Raw genomic sequence first — 17,691 nt, 5'->3', positions numbered from 1 at the left:
AACACCATGGCCGGCATGATCGGAATGAACGTCGAAGAGGTCCGCGCGCTGTCCCGTCAGCTGCAGCAGGCGTCGGAGCAGGTCAAGAACCTCCAGTCGCAGCTCAGCTCCAAGCTCGGCGGCACCACCTGGGTCGGGCAGGACCAGGCACGCTTCAAGAGCGAGTGGGACGGCACCCACTCGACGAACCTCCGCAACGTGGCCGAGGCCCTCGCTCAGGCGTCGCAGGCCGCGTCGCAGAACGCGAACGACCAGGACCAGGTCTCCCGCTGAACCCGTCTGGTGCGTGGTGGCTCGGGCCACGCACCGACCGCGGACATCCACATCCCTGAGGAGCATCGATGAACGGCATGATCGGCGCCGACCCGGACGCCCTGGACCGGCTGGCGGGCGACTTCGACCGTGGGGCGAGCTCGCTCGAGGCGACGGTTCTCCGGATCCGCGTCGCGGTTGTCGCCAACCCGTGGGCCGGGCCACGGGCCACCCGCTTCCGCAACGACTGGGACCACCGCCACGGCCCCCAGCTCAAGCGGACGGCCGGGTTCCTGCGGGGGGCCGCCAAGGAGCTGCGCATCCAGGCCCAGCAGCAGCGGCAGGCGAGCAGCGCGGGGGGCGGCTCGATTGCCGGGCAGTCGACGGGTGGCGGTGGCGGCTACTCCCGGGACAGGGCGGTTCCGACGTCCCCCCTCGAGTTCTGGGACAACTTCCAGACCAAGTTCCAACAGGAGTTCGGTGTCCTCGGGATCCTTGGCGCGACGGGCGCGTTGGGACGTAACGCGAGCCTGGTGGGCAGGTATCCCAAGGGCTGGGAGGACCTGTTGCGCAAGAGCCGAGATCTTCGGCTGCCCAAGAACGTTCCTCTGCCCAAGGAACTCGGGCCACGGGCTTCTGACTTCCTGAAGTACAAGCGCAGCTTCAACGGCATCTTCTCCGTCAACGGCTTGGGGCAGAAGGTTGACAACATCCCGGGTCTCGGCAAGTTGGACAAGTTCCTGGGTCGTGCAGGGCTGGCGTCTGCAGCGGCGGAACTGGCGACCAATCCCACCCCTCTGGGAGTGAGCAAGACGGTGGCGGCCGCCCTGAAGACGAGCAAGAACCCCGTCGGGTACCTCGGAGGCATGGCTCTGTCGTCGCTCAACATGGCGGCCGACGCCGGCAAGGACGTCGACTGGAGCCCGGAGGCGTTCCACAACACCGTCGACTTCGTCCGCTCCAACGGTGGCGCGGGGATGGTGGCCGAGGAATTCGGCAAGGCAGCCCACGAGGTCTTCACCGAGAAAATCTGGAGCATCTTCTGATGACTGACACCATCACCGTCCGATCTCTCGCGCTCACCGACGACGAGGTGATGGCCTTGGCCGCCGTCTCAGGTCGTGCCTGGTGGACCGCCTTGCGGACCGTTGACGTGACCGACGAGAACGACATGGTCCGTGCGTCCGGACGCGGCCTACGGTCCCTGGCGGTGCGATCCCTCGTCAACGAGGACGGGGAGCCGGACGACGCGCTCGGCCTTGCGGCGACATGCCTCGGGGCCAGGCCGTGGGCGACTGCTGCCGCAGTCGACGAGCAGGACAGGATCCCGGCCGATGCGCCGATCCTGTGTCTCTTCCGAGCAGACAGAAGCGCCGGCCTGATCGCTGTGAGATCCGACGTCTCCGGCACGCATGTCCTGCACGAGATCGAGCTGGAGCATTCCCTCGAGCTGCTGGCCGAGCAGGTCTCCGGCGAAGGCGCTGGGGACGTTGCCGTGGCGTTCTGGTCTTCAGACCGACGTCCTCTTGGAGGATTGCGGAGACGCGGTGCCGGGACCGTCCGCGTCGAAGAGGACGGCACACCACGGGGGGCGGTTGACGATCCGACTGCCCTGATCGAAGCCGTTCGCGGGTTCTGGGCCGTCTGATGTCCGGATTGATCGGCGCCGACCTGGAGCAGATGCGGAACCTGGCACGAGCCTTCGAGCAGGCCGCGAACCAGCTCACCCAGACCAGCCACCAGGTGCGCAACGGCATCCAGATCTCGGCCTGGGCCGGACCGTTCGCGGTCAGGTTCCGGCACACCTGGGACTCCGAGCATTCGGTGAAGCTGCGTCAGGCTTCGGCGGCGCTTTCTGCCCAGGCGAAGCAGCTGCGGCTGGAGGCCGACCAGCAGGACCGCGCCAGCGCTGCTGCGACGGGCGCTTCCACGAGACCACCGGCGAAGGTGAGCGACCGCGACCTGGTCGAATTCGCCGAGTCCGGAGCGAGCAACAAGAAGGGCATCACCAAGGACGGCTACACCCAACTGGGCAAGGACGAGCTCAAGAGGCTCGGGATCACTCCGGGGATGCTGCGCGACGAGCGCACCGGGTTCGATGCCAAGGTCTATCGGGACGCTCACGGGCGGATCATCGTGTCGTTCGGAGGGACCGAGGGGGATCTGCGCGGTGCCGACTGGACCAACAACTTCAGTGGTGCGAACCCTTACCACGTGTCCGCGCAGGCCGAGGCCAGTGTCGCCCTCGCACTGGCACTCAAGCACAGTGTGGGAGCGGACAATCTCATCTTGACCGGGCACTCCCTCGGCGGGCGGAATGCGGCGCTCGCATCGGTGGCAACGGGAGCGCGCGCCGTGACCTTCAACGCGGCCGGAGTGAGCGCTGGGGACTACCTGTACGCCTCGACCGCGGGGGGAAACTCGGTGAGCCTTCTCGACTACGCGGCGGGGACCTTCGAACGCTCCAGCCGTGTCACTGGGGAGTCGTCGTTCCGTGCTGCCGACAATGTGGTCAACTACTCCACCAACAACGACGAGCTCGGCGCCGTCCAGGACGGCATCAACGTGGCGCAGCAGGTCGCGAGGGTTCCCATCCCGACCGTGGCACCCGGCGCGCTGGGCGAGCAGCACTTCATCGGGTGGGGGAATCACAGTGCTTGGGATGCCTTCCGCGAAGGCACACCGGACGACTGACCGCAACCTCAGCCGCGGCCGTCAGCGGCGCATCAGGCGCCGGCTGTCTGCACCTCTTCGCTGATCGCCTCAACGGTGGCGGCGGCCTCGCCGGCCGTCGACGCCTCGTGGTCGAGGGCGGCGATGAAGCGCTCGGCGTCGAGGGCGGCGGCGCAGCCGGTGCCGGCGGCGGTGATCGCCTGGCGGTAGTGGTGGTCGACGAGGTCGCCGGCAGCGAACACGCCGGGCAGGTTGGTGGCCGTCGAGGGGTGGTCGACGAGGACGTAGCCGTCGTCGTCGAGGTCGACCTGGCCGGTGAGCAGCTCGGAGCGGGGGTCGTGGCCGATGGCGATGAAGAGGCCGGTCACGTCGAGGCCGCGCTCCTCGCCGGTGACGGTGTCGCGCAGGGTGACCGACTCGAGCCGCTCGGCGCCGTTGATGGCGGCGATCTCGGAGTTCCACACCATCTCGAGCTTGGGGTCGGCGAAGGCGCGCTCCTGCATGATCTTGGAGGCGCGCAGCTCGTCGCGGCGGTGGATCAGGTAGACCTTCGAGCCGAAGCGGGTGAGGAACGTGGCCTCCTCGATCGCGGAGTCACCGCCACCGACGACGGCGATGGCCTGCTCGCGGAAGAAGAAGCCGTCGCAGGTCGCGCACCACGAGACGCCGCGACCGGAGAGCTCCTCCTCGCGGGGCAGGCCGAGCTTGCGGTAGCCCGAGCCGGTCGCGAGGATCACCGATCGCGCGGTGTAGGTGTCGGTGGCCGTCTTGACCACCTTGATGTCGCCGGTGAGGTCGACCTCGACGATGTCGTCGGAGATGAGCTCGGCGCCGAAGCGCTCGGCCTGGGCGCGCATCTCGTCCATCAGGGCGGGGCCCATGATGCCGTCGCGGAAGCCGGGGAAGTTCTCGACCTCGGTGGTGTTCATCAGCGCACCGCCGGCGGTCACCGACCCCTCGAAGACGAGGGGCTCGAGCGCGGCGCGGGCGGCGTACACGGCAGCGGTGTAGCCCGAAGGCCCCGAGCCGATGACGATGACGTTGCGCGGGTCGGTGGTCTCGCTCATGGGGTGGGACTCTCCTGCTGGCTGGTGTCACTGATGGGGGTGCTGGCGTACGACATCCTCAACCGATCGTAGGCCAGCGTTCTTCCCGCCTCAGGGTGCGGGCAGCGTGAGCGTACGCACTGCCTGCGGGTCGCCGCAGACGTAGAGGTCGACCTGCTGGGCATCGCCGACGCTGCGGCGGAAGACCACCAGCCCGAGGCTCCCGTCGATCTGTGCGGCCACGCGGCGGCCGGGGCCGATCCCGCGCAGGTCGCACGACACGCTCCGGGTCGACTCGTCCGTGGCGGATGCGCTGGACTCGGTCGCGCGCAGGTCGACGAGGTCGTCGTCGAGGTTCTCGCCGAAGGTGAGCAGGTTCGGGTAGCCCGCCAGGCCGGGGGTCAGGTAGGTCTCCTTCGCCTGCGGGTCCTGGGGGGCCTCGGCGAGGTTGCTGCTGCCGGCATCGTTACCGGCCGAGTCCTCCTGCGAGCTGAACTCACGCTCCGACGTGGCCGAGTCGGCGGAGGACCCTGCGTCGCTGCTGCCCTGCATCCGGGGCAGCGCCTGGCCGACCGCCACCCCGGCGACGACGACCGCGGCCGCGGCCAGCAGGCCCATCCCGGCGAGGCGGCGACGGCGGGCGCCGAGGTCGACGACGGGCGCACCGGGGGTGCGGGCCTCGCGTCGCTCGGCCACCAGGGAGGCGAGGGTCTCGTCGAGGCGGGCGACGACCTCGGGCGGAGTCGCACCGTCGTGGCGGGCGTCCGCGAGCAGGCGGCGTACGGCCTCCTGCTCGGGCGGCAGGCCAGTGGGTTCGGTCATCGGGTCACCTCCTTCTCGGGTGGCTGCGGCGCGGGTGGAAGGGTCGGGGGCGGGCGGCGGACATCAGGACGCGGGCGGGCCGCGGGGTCGCACGGTGGGTTGGACGGGACCGTCCGGGGGAGGGTTCCCGTGAGGGACGTCACCGACCGGGCGGTGGAGGTCGGCCAGGAGCCCGGCCAGCTTGACGCGACCCCGCGAGCAGCGCGACTTCACCGTGCCCTCCGCGCAGTCCAGCATCACCGCCACCTCGGCGACGGGGTAGCCCTCCATGTCGACCAGGACGAGCGCCGCGCGCTGGTCGGCCGGCAGCGTGGCGAGCGCGTCGAGCACCCGCCTCCGCCGCTCGGCCTCCTCGGCGGCCGCCTCGGGCTGGTCGTCGTGCTGCGCGGTCGCGACGAGCGTGCCGCGGTCCTCGACGTCGTCGGGCAGGGCCTCGAAGCGCCGGATCTTCGCGGACCGGAGCCGGTCGAGGCAGGCGTTGACCACGACGCGGTGCAGCCAGGTGGTCACGGCCGCCTCGCCACGGAAGGACCCGGCGCGGCGGAAGGCCGCGATCATCCCGTCCTGCAGCCCGTCGGCGGCGTCCTCGGGGTTGCCCATCGTGCGCAGCGCCACCGCCCAGAGCCGGTCGCGATGGCGCGCGAACAGCACCCCGAACGCGTCGGCGTCGCCGTCGACGTGCGCCTGGAGGAGCTCCCGGTCGGAGGGCTCGTCCGTCACCGCGACTGTCCGCCGTGGGGTATTCATCCGAGCACCTGCACCTCGGCGATGGTGCCGCGGAAGCCGTCGTCGACCTGTGGCAGCAGGGTGAGCCAGACCGTGACGAACTGACCCGAGACGGCCTCGTCGAGGCTGATCGTGACCTCGCCGGTGCCGGACGCGGTGCCGACGGGGCTGAGGCCGGCGACACCCGTCGGCGCGGTCGAGGTGACGTACGCCGCCAGCGCCGTCTCGCCACCGTCGATGATCACGACGACCTGGCGCACGCCCTTGGTGGCACCGAGGTCGATGACGAGGCCGACCCCGGTCTTGAGGCCGGCGGGGCCGAAGTTCTGCTGATAGGTCGAGGTGCTCCACGACGTGGCGGGGTCGCCGTCGACGACGTTGGGCACCGAGTCGGGGTTCTCCTCGCGCGGCACGGAGCCCTGCGGGTCGAAGTCGTCGGCGACCAGGTCGGTGAAGGGCGTGGGCTCGGCCACGGTCGGGCTCGGCGAGGACGAGGTGGTCGGCTCGTCGTCCGAGTCGGTCGTGACCGGCAGGCCGAGCTGGTAGGCCGCGACCGCCGCCACCATCACCAGCACGCAGATGCCCACGATCATCGCCAGCCGGATCCAGCTGCGGCCGGGCACCTGGTCGCCGGTGTCGTCCTGACCATCGTCGGCGCCCCACCGGTTCTCCGACCAGGCTCCCGAGCTCCACGAGCCGGTGTCGCGACCGACCGGGCGGACCCCGGAGTCCCGGGAGGAGTCGCGGGACGAGTCCTGGGAGACCTCCCAGGGCCAGTAGTCGGGGTTGGCCGTCGCGGCGCGGCTGCCGGGACGCGGGCGGCGTACGGGCTCGCCGTCCGGCGGGTCGGGGGCGAAGAGCGGCTTCGGCGGGAGCTCCTCCAGCGGCGGCGGGGGCTCGGGCCGCTCGGCACGCGCCCGCAGCCAGTCGACCTCGTCGTCGTCGTGGAAGACGGGCATGCCGGCCTGGGTGGGCAGGTCGACCGCCCCGGTCGCAGGCTCGTCGAGCGGGACCGGCGGGTCGACCGGCGGCGCCGGCTCGGGGGTGGGCTCGGGCTCGACGTCGTCGGGGGTGTCGTCGACCGGGTCGGCGACCGGGACCGGGACGACCGGCACAGTCACGGTGGGGTACGCCGTCGGGGCGGGCGCGGAGGGCTCGCGAGGGCCCTGGACCGGGACGTGCGTGCCGGTCAGGTCGCCGATGAAGTCGTGGAGGAGGTCACGGATGCCGACGGCGGTGAAGTCCGAGGCGCCGCCGGGGGCGTGCTGGGGGTTGAGGACCTGGTCGCAGAGGGCGTCGAGCATCCGGGGGATGCCGGCGCGGACCCGGCGCGGGCGGAGCACCTCGCCGTGCACCTCGGGCGCGGGCGGCACGGCGGACTCGGACGCGCCGGCCCACTTGCCGGTGAGGGCGCAGTAGAGCAGGCCGGCAAGGTCGATCTCGTCGACGCCGACCCGACCCGGGGGAAGTCCGCGCAGGGCGGCGTCCACGCCGAAGCCGATGATGCGCACCTGGCCGTGCTGGTCGATCAGGACGTTCTCCGGGACGAGGTGCCCGTGGGCGAGCCCGGCGGCGTGGGCCTCGGCCAGCGTGTCGGCCACCTCACCGACCAGCCAGGCGGCGCGACGCGGCGCCAGCGGGCCCTCGCGCGCGACGAGGATGTCGAGGGAGTCGCCCTGGCCCCACTCGTTGACGACGTAGCAGCGCCCGTCGGCGGACTCGGCGTCCAGCACCCGGAGGAGCCGGCGGTCGATGACCGGTCCGGCACCCCGGGCGGCCTCGAGGACCGCGGGTGCCCGGTCGTCGTCGGCCGGGAGGAGGTGCACCGACACGGCCCGGTGGAGCACGAGGTCGTGGGCGCGCCAGAAGCGACCGGTGCCGTTCTCGGCCAGGAGGTCGTCGAGCCGGTAGCGCTCGGCGAGCACGTCACCCGCCTGCATGGATGTCGGCATCGCTCACCTCGCTTCCCCCGGCTGCCGGTCGAGAATGTGTCCGCGGCGTGCTTCGACCCCGCCGTGACCCAGACGCCACTCTAAGGACTGTCAGCCCCTCCGCACTCGCGCCGCGACGGTGTCGACCACGCTGGTGACCTCCCGGATCCGCAGCAGGCGGGCGCCGATGAGCAGGACGATCGCCCCGGCCAGCCCGCTGAGCCCCCCGCGGAACAGGGCGACCAGCGGCCCGGGGCGGTCGCCGAGCCCGGCGAGCGACCACTCCACCAGCCAGGTGGCGGCACCGGCGGCGGCGAGCACGAGGGCCATCCGGACGAGGAACCTGAGCAGCTGCGGGAGCTGCAGCCCGCCGACGGTGCGCCGCAGGAGCACGAGGCTCACGACCGCGCCGACGGCGTACGACGACAGATAGGCGACCACGAGCATCGGGGCCGTCTCCTCCGGCGGCCGCGAGGGCACCAGGGCGAGGGCCACCGCGACGTTGGTCAGCGAGACGGCGACCTGGATGAGGAAGACGAGCCGCGTCATCTCCATCGCGTAGAAGCCGCGCAGCATGAAGTAGTGGACGGTGAAGAAGACCAGCGCCGGACCGAAGAGCGCCAGGGTGGGCGCGAAGGTGGCCGCGGTGTCGGCGTTGCCCCAGCCGAACGCGACCGCGGCGACGTCGCCGGCGACGAGCGGCAGGACCACCGCGAACGGCAGCACCAGCGCCAGCGCCGTACGCAGGGTCGAGCCGACGAGGCTGCCGAGGTCGGCGAGCCGGTCCTCGCTGGCGTACGTCGAGATGCGCGGCAGGATCGCGGTCGCCAGCGACACCGTGACGATGGCGTGCGGGACCATCATGATGAGCAGGCTGCCGGAGTAGACGGTGTAGCCGGTGCCGTCACCGCCGTCGGCGGCACCGCCCGAGGCGAGCCGCACCACGACGAAGTACGCCGCCTGCGTGACGATCACGAACAGCACGGTCCAGATGCCGAGCGACAGCGTCTTCTTCAGCTCGGGATCGCGGAAGTCGAAGCGGGGGCGGTAGGTGAAGCCCGAGGCGCGGAGGTACGGCACCAGCACCAGGCACTGGGCGATGATGCCGAGCGTCGAGCCCAGGCCGAGCAGCACCTCCTGGCTGGTGCTGAGCGCCTCGATGCGGGCCCGCCCGTCGCCGACCGGGCCCCAGACGACGAGGTAGGCGACGAGCATCGCCACCGCGAGCAGGTTGTTGGCGATGGGCGCCCACATCATCGGACCGAAGCGGCCGCGGGCGTTGAGCACCTGCCCGACCAGGACGTACATGCCGTAGAAGAACACCTGCGGCAGGCACCAGCGGGTCAGGTCGACGATCGACTCGAGCTGCGTCTCGCGGTAGGGCAGCAGGTAGCGGCCGTCGAGGTAGACGCGCAGCAGCAGGGGAGCGAGCACGACCAGCAGCACGGTGACGGCGCCGAGGAAGAGCGCCGAGAGCGTGATGACACGGCTGGCGTACGCGTCGCCGCCGTCGGGGTCGGCCTTGATCCGGCGCACCAGCTGCGGTACGAGGACGGCGTTGAAGATGCCGCCGGCCAGCAGGATGTAGACCATGTTGGGCAGCGTGTTCGCGATGGTGAACAGGTCGCCGCGCAGTGACGCCCCGAGCGCCAGCACGATGAGCGCGCTGCGGATGAAGCCGGAGGCCCGGGAGAAGACGGTGCCGGCGGCCATCACCGCCGAGGAGGCCAGGATCCGCTGCTCAGTCATGGGGAGTGCTCATGGTCGCTCCGGGACGAGGGGCGCCCCGGACGGCGGCTCCCGCCGGCTCTCGGTGGGGACATCGGACTCCTCGGCGGGCGTGGCGTCCGCCTCGACGTCCTCGCCACGGGCCGCGGCCGCCAGCTCCGCGCGACGGGCCCGGACCTGGCCGGGCAGGCGGTAGCCGATCATCCCGAAGAGCACGAGCGCGCCGACGGCCATGGCCACGTACACCAGGGCGCTGACCCGGGCCGCGCGGATCGGCAGCTCGTCGGAGGAGCCGAGGGGCGCGCCCTCGACCGACGTGACCGCGAGCCGGACGTTGTGCACGCCGAGCTGGTCGGTGGTGGCCTCGTAGCGCAGCACGGTGCGGGCACCGGGGCCCAGCGTCTTCTCGCCGACGTCGCTCAGGGTCAGCTGGCCGTCGGTCGTGGGCCGGACGAGCACGGTGACCGGCTGGTCGAGGTTGTTGACCAGCGTCGCGCCGAGCTTGCCCGACGCGCTGAAGAGGGTGACCGCCTTGGGCACCTCGATCTCGATGCTGCCGAGGTCGTCGACCATCGCCTGCTCGGTGCGCGAGGCGGCACCGACTGCCTGCCGGGGACGTACGCGGTGCTGCTCGGACAACGTCACCAGCGCCTCGTCACGGACCTGGGCCTCGATGGTCGTCCGGAAGTAGAGGACCTGCTCGAGCAGCTTGGCCGCATTGGTCGCCCGCGTGGCGGCCGTGAAGCTGCCCGCGTCGAGCTCGGACTTCTCGTCGGCGTAGTTGAGGCTCGAGGACGGCAGGCCGACAGCGCCGCGAGCGGCGACCTCCTCGGCCGGCACGATGTCGAGCCACGGCTGGTCCAGCTCGTCGAAGAAGGCCTCGGCGTCCTCCCCGCGCCACACGGTCGGCACGGTGACGACCAGGGGCGCGGTGTCGCCGTTGAGCGAGCGGAGCGCCGCCTCGCTGAGGAGCCGCTGGCGCAGGGCGAGCGGGTCGTTGGCCGCAGTGGGCCCGGGGCCGCCCGACTGGGTCGCGGTGCTGGTGACGAGGAGCTTGTGACCCAGCATCTTGACCACGGAGTTCGGGGTGGTGGGCGGCAGGTCGAACGCGCTGTCGCCGACCAGGATCACCGTCCCGGGCGCGGTGTACTCGATCGCCTCGGGGCTCAGGAGGCCGCTGCTCGGCGCGACGGCGGGGACCGACGGAAGGTCCCGGTCGGCCATCACCTCCGCGCTGCGGGCGACCGCCTGCTCGTAGCGGGTGCGGTCGTTGCGGACGGCAGCCGACACGTCGAGGTCGCCGAAGGGGAGGGTGAGCACCGGCTGCTCGCCCACCAGCTCACGGAACCGCTGGAACCACAGCGCGGCGGCGTTGGCCAGGGTCTGCTCCTGCGCTGTCGGCTCCGGGGCGGACGCCGGCGGAGGTGGCGTGAGCGTGTCGTCGGCCTCCGGCGTCGGGGTCGATCCCTCCGTGGCCTCCGGCGAGGGTGTCTCGGTGGGGCTGGGCTCCTGGCCCGGCACGTTCGGGTCGGGCGCGATGCTGCGCACCGGGTTGCCGAGCTCGAGCCGCCTCAGCGCGATCAGCACGGCCGGGTCGACCAGCCAGCTGTACGGCGTGCCGTCGGCGGAGTCGGCCATGTCGAGCACGCCGTCGAGGCTGCCGCCCTCCGCGAGCCGGCGCTCCCACCGCTCGAGGCCGCTGATCTTCCCCTCGCCGGTGAACCACACGCGGCCGCGGATCGACAGGATGACCGAGGCCTCCTGCGCGGCGTCGCGGCTCGGTCGGGCGGGGATGAAGGTGCGCGCCCGGCCGTCGGCGAACGCGTCGCGCGGGACCGCGCCGTCGCCCAGGGCGTGGACGCCGATCCAGTAGACGCCCTCCGCCGTGGGGTCCATCTCGAGGAGGTCGACCGGCACGGAGTCGGCGAAGTACGCCGTCTGTCCGGGAGCCAGCTCGTCGACGGTGTAGAAGGTGTCCGGCACGGTCACCCGCGGTCCGACGTCCGCGCCCGGCTCGCTGGCCGCGGACTCGATGAGCTGGCCCGAGTCGAGGATCGGGTTCGCCGAGGAGAAGGCATGCAGGTTGACGCGGGTGTACGTGTCCTCGCTGACGTTGGTGACGGTCCCGGTGATCTCGACGTTGCCGGTGCGCGGCAGCACCGGGGTGATGGTATCGATGTGCACGACGAGCGGGTCGCCGTCCACCGCGGCGGCGGCGCCGGCCGGTGCCGACGCGCCCAGTGACGCCAGTCCGAGCATCAGGAGCCCCGCCAGGGCAGCGCGGAACGAGGACGAGCGGGGCACGCACCGACTGTAGTTGTTGGGCGGCGTCGGACCGGACGTAGACTGGCCCGTCGTGTCCGACGCCGCCCTGCCACCGCTCACGATCGTCGAGATCCAGCACCGCGTCGGCGCGGAGCTGGACCGCATCGGCTCGGTCATCGACGAGCTCGGTGTCCTGTTCGCCGAGGCGGGCGAGGAGCTGGCCCTCGTGGGCGGCCCGGTCCGCGACGCGATGCTCGGCCGCCTCCAGAGCGACCTCGACTTCACCACGTCCGCCCGGCCCGAGGTGACCGAGCGGCTGGTCTCCGGCTGGGCCGACGCCGTCTGGGACATGGGTCGCGCCTTCGGCACCATCGGCTGCCGCAAGGGGCCGTGGCAGGTCGAGATCACCACCTACCGCTCCGAGACGTACGACCCCACCTCCCGCAAGCCCGACGTCGACTTCGGCGACCACCTCGCCGGCGACCTGGGCCGGCGCGACTTCACGGTCAACTCGATGGCCGTACGCGTGCCGGGGCGCGAGTTCGAGGACCCGTTCGGCGGGATCGTCGACCTGGCCGAGCGGGTGCTGCGTACGCCGGGCGCGCCCGAGGACTCCTTCTCCGACGACCCGCTGCGGATGATGCGGGCGGCGCGCTTCGCCGCGCAGCTCGGCTTTGCGGTGGCTCCCGAGGTGGTCGCGGCGATGACGGCGATGGCCGGCCGGATCGAGATCATCTCGGCCGAGCGGGTGCGCGACGAGCTGGTCAAGCTCGTGTGCGCCCCCCACCCGCGGCTCGGTCTCAGCCTGCTCGTCGAGACCGGCCTCGCCTCCCACGTGCTGCCGGAGCTGCCGGCCCTGGCGCTCGAGCGCGACGAGCATCACCGTCACAAGGACGTCTACGAGCACACGCTCACCGTGCTGGAGCAGTCGATCGACCTCGAGCACCGGCTGGGCAGCGGGCCGGACTTCATCTCGCGGTTCGCCGCGCTGATGCACGACGTCGGCAAGCCGAAGACCCGCCGTTTCGAGTCCGGCGGCACCGTGACGTTCCACCACCACGACGTCGTCGGCGCCAAGCTGACCCGCAAGCGGATGCAGGCGCTCCGCTTCTCCAACCACGACATCGAGGCCGTCTCGACGCTGGTCGAGCTGCACCTGCGCTTCCACGGCTACGGCTCGGGGGAGTGGACCGACAGCGCCGTACGCCGCTACGTCCGCGACGCCGGCACCCAGCTCGAGCGGCTCCACATCCTCACCCGTGCCGACTGCACCACCCGCAACCAGCGCAAGGCCGAGCGGCTGCGCCGGACGTACGACTCGCTCGAGGAGCGGATCGCCCGGCTCGGCGAGGAGGAGGAGCTGGCCTCGATCAGGCCCGACCTCGACGGCAACCAGATCATGGAGATCCTCGGCGTGGGCCCCGGCCGCGAGGTCGGGGAGGCCTACCGGTTCCTTCTCGAGCTGCGGATGGACGAGGGACCCCGTACGCCCGAGCAGGCGGAGGCGGCACTGCGGGGCTGGTGGGCCGGGCGTCAGGGCTGAATCAGCGCACGACCTTGATGTTGAACAGGCCGGTGCCGAGGGCACCCATCGTCCGCAGCCACAGCGGCAGGAACATCTCGGTGCCGCGGGCGGTCTCGATCCCACCGAGGTCGATCACGTCCTGGTGACCGAACGACGTGAGGAGGTCGGTCACGGTCGCCTTGGCGTCCGCGTCGTCCCCCGAGACGAACACGGTGGTCGGCCCGCCGAGCAGGTCGGGCTCCACCATCAGTTGCGCGGTCAGGGTGTTGAGCGACTTCACGATCCGGGCCTCGGGGAAGGCCGCCTGGATCCGCTCGGCCAGGGAGTCGGTGTCCTTGACGAAGAGGCTCGGCGGGAAGCCGGCCGAGAAGTCCAGCGGGTTGGAGATGTCGAGAACCGGCTTGCCGGCGAGGTGCTGGGCGCCGGCCGCGGTGAGCATGTCGAGGGCGGCGGACCCGCTGCCGGACAGGACCACGAGCTCCGCTTCGGCGGCGGCCTCGGCGAACGTGGTGAGCCTGACGGCGGCGTGGTCGCCGAGCCACGCGGCGAACGGCGGGTTGCCCATGCCGTCGAGCTCGGTGCGAGCCAGCGTGGCCTCGGGGTCGCGGGTGCCGACGGCGACGGTGTGGCCGAGTCCGCTGAGCCGACCGGCGAGCGCCTGGCCGACCGCGCCGGTGCCGAGTACTGCGATGTTCATGGGGGGTCCTTCCGACGGGCCGCGGGACAGCCAGCCGACTGTAACGCCGTGTTAGGTGCTGTACCCACCCCCGTGCACGGGGGTGGGTACAAGCAGTAACCCGGCGTTACAAGCGGGATCAGCGCGCGACGCGGAAGCCCTCGACGTACGCCGTGCCGCGCTGGACCACCAGCCGGAGCCGGTGCGGGCGGTCGGTGCCGAGGCCGGAGACCACCGCGTGCCGGTTCAGGCGCGGGCTGGTCCTGCGGCCTCGGAACGACAGCGTGCCGACGCGCTCGCCGTCGACGAAGAGCACGGCCTTGCCGCCAGCACGGGCCCGACCGAAGACGACGTCGATCGCGTCACCCTGGAAGCCGACGCGCAACACATCGCGACCGGTGCGCTTCCCGCGGTTGTCGCAGTAGGAGCCACCGGGGGCGTTGCCCTGCAGCACCCGCCAGCTGCCGAGGTGGCCGACCGAGCGGCCCTGGCAGGGCAACGCCCGGGACAGCGCGGTCGGGGTCACGGACGTGACCGCGATCCCTGCCCCGCCCGTCCCGCCGGATCCGGCGCCCGACCCGGAGCCCGAGCCCGAGCCGGTCCCGGGTGTGGTGGGCGTCGGGTCGGTCGTCGTCGGCGGGGGCGTCGGCTGGCCCGGCTCGGTGATCGTGATGCGGACCGTCGCGGTGTCGGTGAGGCCGCCGGCGTCGGAGACCGTCACGGTGGCGCCGTACGTCCCGGCGTTGGCGAAGGTGTGCTCCACCACCGCACCCTGGGCGTCCTTCGTCGTGCCCCCGTTGCCGAAGTTCCACGAGAACGTCAGGCTCCCGGGCGTCTCCGCGTCGGTGCTGCCCGTGGCGTCGAGGCGCACCTTGGTGCCCGGTGCACCGGTCGCCGGAGTGGCGGTCGCCTTCGCGTCCGGCGCCGTGTTGGCCGGCGGGACCGGCTCGTCCTCGTAGCCGTAGTCGAACTCGCCGCACCCGGCGCCGACGTCGAAGCGCACGTCGCCGGTCAGGTCGCCGTCGGCCTGCTGCGGGCCCTCGCCGGCCTCGGTGCCGTCACCGTTGCCGCTCATGCCGAGCACGTCGAAGGTGAGGCAGTCGTAGGCGAACTCCCAGTTCCCCGACGCGCTGCCCGGGTCGGCGTAGTTGTCGGTCCACCCCGCGCCCGAGTCGGAGAAGCGCGAGTCGCCGGGTGCCGCCGTCCACGCCGCGTCGCCGAGGTCGGGGGTGTTGCTGCCCGGCTCCGGCTGGCTGTCGAGGGGCGACTGGGCCGGCGGGTCGTCGGTGCCGGCGTTGCCGTAGCCGTGCGCCTCGTCGGTGTACGCGGTGTACAGGCCCGACGCGAAGGCGATCGGGTCGCGGTCGATCTGGCCGTTGCCGTCGAGGTCGAAGCCGGAGCGGTCGCGCATCTCCAGGTAGTAGGCGTGGTCGGACGGACCCTCGGTGCCGGCGGCGACGTACTGCCACCCCTGTCCGCAGTTCCCGCCGGGGCCGTCGGCGCGGCAGCCGCCGTTGAAGATCCGCGGGTCGTCGGTGCCCCCGCTGGTCTCGAAGTCGGTGGCGTAGATCTCGCGCGTGGAGCCGTCGGGCAGCGTGGCCGTCACCACGACGTCGTCGATGAACCAGCCCGGTCGCGCCAGGCCCGGGTCGGTCGCGTAGCTGAAGCGCAGCACGGGCGCGTCGCTGCCGACCAGGTCGGAGATGTCGAAGGAGTCGGCGAGGAACACCATCTCCGGCGTCTCGCCGAGCTTGCGGTCGGTGGCCTCCGAGCCGGCCTCGTACGAGCCGGACGTGCCGGTGATCCCGTTGTCGTACGCCGCCTGGCACCCGTTCTGGTTGGGGTTGCCGGCGAGCGGGTCGGCGTTGGAGGTCGTGTACCCGTTGGCGGACGGGTGCGAGGCGAAGTCCTGGCCGCCGTCACCGGAGGTGAGGACGTAGCCGTAGTCGTAGTCCCACTCGATGTCCCACATCGACTTGAGGTCGAGCGAGAGCGTCGTGCCGGCGGGGAGGCCGGCGGCCTCGGGGAGCGCGACGTCGATGTTGTGGCCGCCGTCGTCGGTCGAGCAGCCGAAGTCGTTGCCGGAGCGCGACCACCACGTGTGCGAGGCCGTCGCCGTGTCACCGGTGTCGAACTTCGCCGGGTCCAGCAGGATCCGGCCGGGCAGCTTGGCGACGTACATCTGCGAGTTCTGCACGCGTCCGACACCAGCCTGCCCCTCGGTGAGGGTGTACGGCGCACCGGCGGGGGTCTGCCAGGTGATGGCGTTCGTGTCCTGCTTGGAGTCGGGGATGCCGGTCTCGGTGCGATCGGAGTCGAGCACCTCCGGGACCACCCAGCCGAGCTCCTGGCGGCCGAAGGCGTCGATGTTGTGCGACTTGTCGGTCGCCATCAGGTTCCAGTCGCCGTAGGTCTCGCGGGAGCCGGTCGAGTAGAAGTCCGGCAGGCCGAGCGAGTGGCCGTACTCGTGCGAGATCACCGACGCGTGGTCGATGGCCGTCTCGGGGTTGAGGTTGTAGGGCCCGACGCGCACGAAGACCTTGAGGTCGTTGCCGTTGTCCGTCGTGGTCATCGTCGAGTAGCTGTCGTCGGTGTACCAGAGCGGCTCACCCTCGAGGTTCTTGAGCTGGTCGTCGGTGGTGAAGCCGGGCAGGCCGGTGGTCGGGTCGGAGTAGTAGAACTCGAGGCTCGAGGAGTGCGGCCAGATGTTGTCGTACGGGCCGTCGGGCGTGCCGGTGTTGGGGTTGGGCAGGTCGCAGCCCGCGACGCTCAGCTGTGACGCGCCGTTGCCGCCGCAGCCGGCGAAGACGGCCATGAAGAAGTCCACGACGCCGTCCTTGTCGGTGTCGTAGTCCGAGTAGTCGATCTCCGGGTCAGCGATCGCGGCCGCGTCGACGACGAGCTTGCCGGTGGGGCCGCAGCCCGAGTCGATCTGCTGCAGCGCACCGACGCCGGCCAGCGAGCCGACGACCGCGGAGCCGTTGGCGTCGGAGCCGTAGTAGCCGGTGGTGCCGGGGAGCTGGTAGACGCCGTCCTGGATCCGCTCGGTGTAGAGCGGGTTCGTCGGCAGCGGGCTGTCGGCGTACGTCACACCGGCGCAGGTCTGGCCCGGCACGACCTTGGTGAACGGGAAGGCCTTGTCCCCGCCGGTGCCGGTGTTGCCGGGGTAGGCGAAGTCGGCGGTCGCGATGCCGGCCGAGGGCACCGTGCCGTCGGGGTAGAGCTGGCCGATGCTCATCTCCTGGAAGAGGTTGAACGTCGATCCCTCGAAGGACGGGTCGTTGATGACCGTGTCGAGCGAGCGCTCGTGGGTGCCGTAGCCGCGGTCGGTGTAGGCGACGGGCACGACCGGGAACGGCCGGTCGCCGTAGCGCGCGGTGTCGTACTCCGAACCCGGCGGGATCACCTTGGGTCCGTGGCTGGTGAGCGCCTGGTTCGCGCCGCCGACCGTGACGGTCGCGGTCGTGGACAGGTCGCGCCACACGATCGTCGGCAGCTGGGCGAGGGTGGCGGCGCGGCTCTCGAGCACGAGCGTGCGAGAGGCGCCGGCGGCGAGGCTGCCGACCTGCCAGGTGTACGTGCCGCCCTCGACGGTCGTCGTGCCGGCCTTCACGATCGTGCTGCCCACCGGGGCGGCCACGACCACGGACGCGCCGGAGACGGTGGACGCCGAGGTGTTGCGCACGATGACGCGCGAGGGATAGGTGTCGCCGGGCTTGACCCAGCCGACGGCCGAGACGAACGAGTTCTCGACCTCGAGCCCGCCGACGACTCCCTCGGAGACGACCGTGGCGGACGAGGTCGCGGCAGGTGCGGCGGCTGGTGCCGCGGCGCTGGCGGTGCCGGAGGTGGCGACCGTGGTGACGGTCAGCATCCCGGCGAGGAGGGCGGTGGCGGCGACGGGGATGGTGGTCGCGAGCCGACGTGATCGGGGCATCGGGTTCCTCGGATGTAGGACGCGTGCGGGGGCGCGTCGATGACCTGAGAACGACGCGCAGGGGCCGGAAGTTACTCGCCGGTTCCGGAACACGCAGCGGCCCCGCAGTC

General features: G+C 71.8%; 13 protein-coding genes. 5 read left to right on the top strand and 8 right to left on the bottom strand.

Translation table 11 applies throughout. The annotated features are described in order from the left end of the window. Window positions 1-6 precede the first annotated feature (6 nt). The 4 genes from EUA94_RS10570 to EUA94_RS10555 all read left to right on the top strand — a co-directional run bounded on the left by EUA94_RS10570 (window position 7) and on the right by EUA94_RS10555 (window position 2,946). Window positions 7-273: a WXG100 family type VII secretion target gene (locus EUA94_RS10570; RefSeq protein WP_129426848.1), complete on the top strand. Its 267-nt coding sequence runs from the start codon at window positions 7-9 to the stop codon at window positions 271-273. 68 nt (window positions 274-341) lie between these two features. Further along, on the top strand, window positions 342-1,298 hold the full coding sequence (locus EUA94_RS10565; protein WP_129426847.1) for a WXG100 family type VII secretion target: 957 nt from the start codon (window positions 342-344) through the stop codon (window positions 1,296-1,298). Further along, on the top strand, window positions 1,298-1,900 hold the full coding sequence (locus tag EUA94_RS10560; protein WP_129426846.1) for a hypothetical protein: 603 nt from the start codon (window positions 1,298-1,300) through the stop codon (window positions 1,898-1,900). Before EUA94_RS10565 ends, EUA94_RS10560 begins: the two co-directional genes overlap by 1 nt. Continuing rightward, window positions 1,900-2,946 (top strand): Tle-like phospholipase domain-containing protein, encoded by a 1,047-nt coding sequence (locus tag EUA94_RS10555; RefSeq protein ID WP_129426845.1) that lies wholly within the window; start codon window positions 1,900-1,902, stop codon window positions 2,944-2,946. Before EUA94_RS10560 ends, EUA94_RS10555 begins: the two co-directional genes overlap by 1 nt. 32 nt (window positions 2,947-2,978) lie before the next feature. On the opposite strand, the gene trxB is transcribed toward EUA94_RS10555, so the two are convergent. The 6 genes from trxB to EUA94_RS10525 form a co-directional block, all read right to left on the bottom strand. Further along, window positions 2,979-3,992, bottom strand: a complete 1,014-nt coding sequence (gene trxB / locus EUA94_RS10550) for a thioredoxin-disulfide reductase (protein WP_129426844.1) — start codon at window positions 3,990-3,992, stop codon at window positions 2,979-2,981. Between the two features lie 90 nt (window positions 3,993-4,082). Continuing rightward, window positions 4,083-4,793 carry a hypothetical protein gene (locus tag EUA94_RS10545; RefSeq protein WP_129426843.1) on the bottom strand — a complete coding sequence of 237 codons (711 nt, stop codon included), beginning with the start codon at window positions 4,791-4,793 and terminating at the stop codon, window positions 4,083-4,085. Window positions 4,794-4,856: 63 nt separating this feature from the next. Next, window positions 4,857-5,513, bottom strand: a complete 657-nt coding sequence (gene sigM / locus EUA94_RS10540; RefSeq protein WP_242494792.1) for an RNA polymerase sigma factor SigM — start codon at window positions 5,511-5,513, stop codon at window positions 4,857-4,859. Window positions 5,514-5,536: 23 nt separating this feature from the next. Next, window positions 5,537-7,471, bottom strand: a complete 1,935-nt coding sequence (locus EUA94_RS10535) for a protein kinase family protein (protein ID WP_129426841.1) — start codon at window positions 7,469-7,471, stop codon at window positions 5,537-5,539. Window positions 7,472-7,561: 90 nt separating this feature from the next. Then, window positions 7,562-9,199 (bottom strand): murein biosynthesis integral membrane protein MurJ, encoded by a 1,638-nt coding sequence (gene murJ, locus EUA94_RS10530; protein WP_129426840.1) that lies wholly within the window; start codon window positions 9,197-9,199, stop codon window positions 7,562-7,564. 9 nt (window positions 9,200-9,208) lie between these two features. After that, window positions 9,209-11,482 carry a DUF6049 family protein gene (locus EUA94_RS10525; protein ID WP_129426839.1) on the bottom strand — a complete coding sequence of 758 codons (2,274 nt, stop codon included), beginning with the start codon at window positions 11,480-11,482 and terminating at the stop codon, window positions 9,209-9,211. A 52-nt stretch (window positions 11,483-11,534) separates the two neighbouring features. Here EUA94_RS10525 and EUA94_RS10520 point away from each other — a divergent pair, with 52 nt between their 5' ends. Beyond that, window positions 11,535-12,986 carry a CCA tRNA nucleotidyltransferase gene (locus tag EUA94_RS10520; protein ID WP_129426838.1) on the top strand — a complete coding sequence of 484 codons (1,452 nt, stop codon included), beginning with the start codon at window positions 11,535-11,537 and terminating at the stop codon, window positions 12,984-12,986. Between the two features lies 1 nt (window position 12,987). Here the strand turns inward: EUA94_RS10520 and EUA94_RS10515 are convergent, their stop codons facing one another. Together EUA94_RS10515 and EUA94_RS10510 are read right to left on the bottom strand one after the other, a co-directional pair. Further along, window positions 12,988-13,665, bottom strand: coding sequence for an NADPH-dependent F420 reductase (locus EUA94_RS10515; protein WP_129426837.1), 678 nt, complete (start codon window positions 13,663-13,665; stop codon window positions 12,988-12,990). 118 nt (window positions 13,666-13,783) lie between these two features. Further along, window positions 13,784-17,581, bottom strand: a complete 3,798-nt coding sequence (locus EUA94_RS10510; protein WP_129426836.1) for a PKD domain-containing protein — start codon at window positions 17,579-17,581, stop codon at window positions 13,784-13,786. Window positions 17,582-17,691: the final 110 nt, after the last annotated feature.

This window comes from Nocardioides zhouii (assembly GCF_004137345.1).
Classification (GTDB): domain Bacteria; phylum Actinomycetota; class Actinomycetes; order Propionibacteriales; family Nocardioidaceae; genus Nocardioides; species Nocardioides zhouii.
Note: the sequence above shows the minus strand (reverse complement) of the source record. Positions and strands in the feature narration are given on the sequence as shown.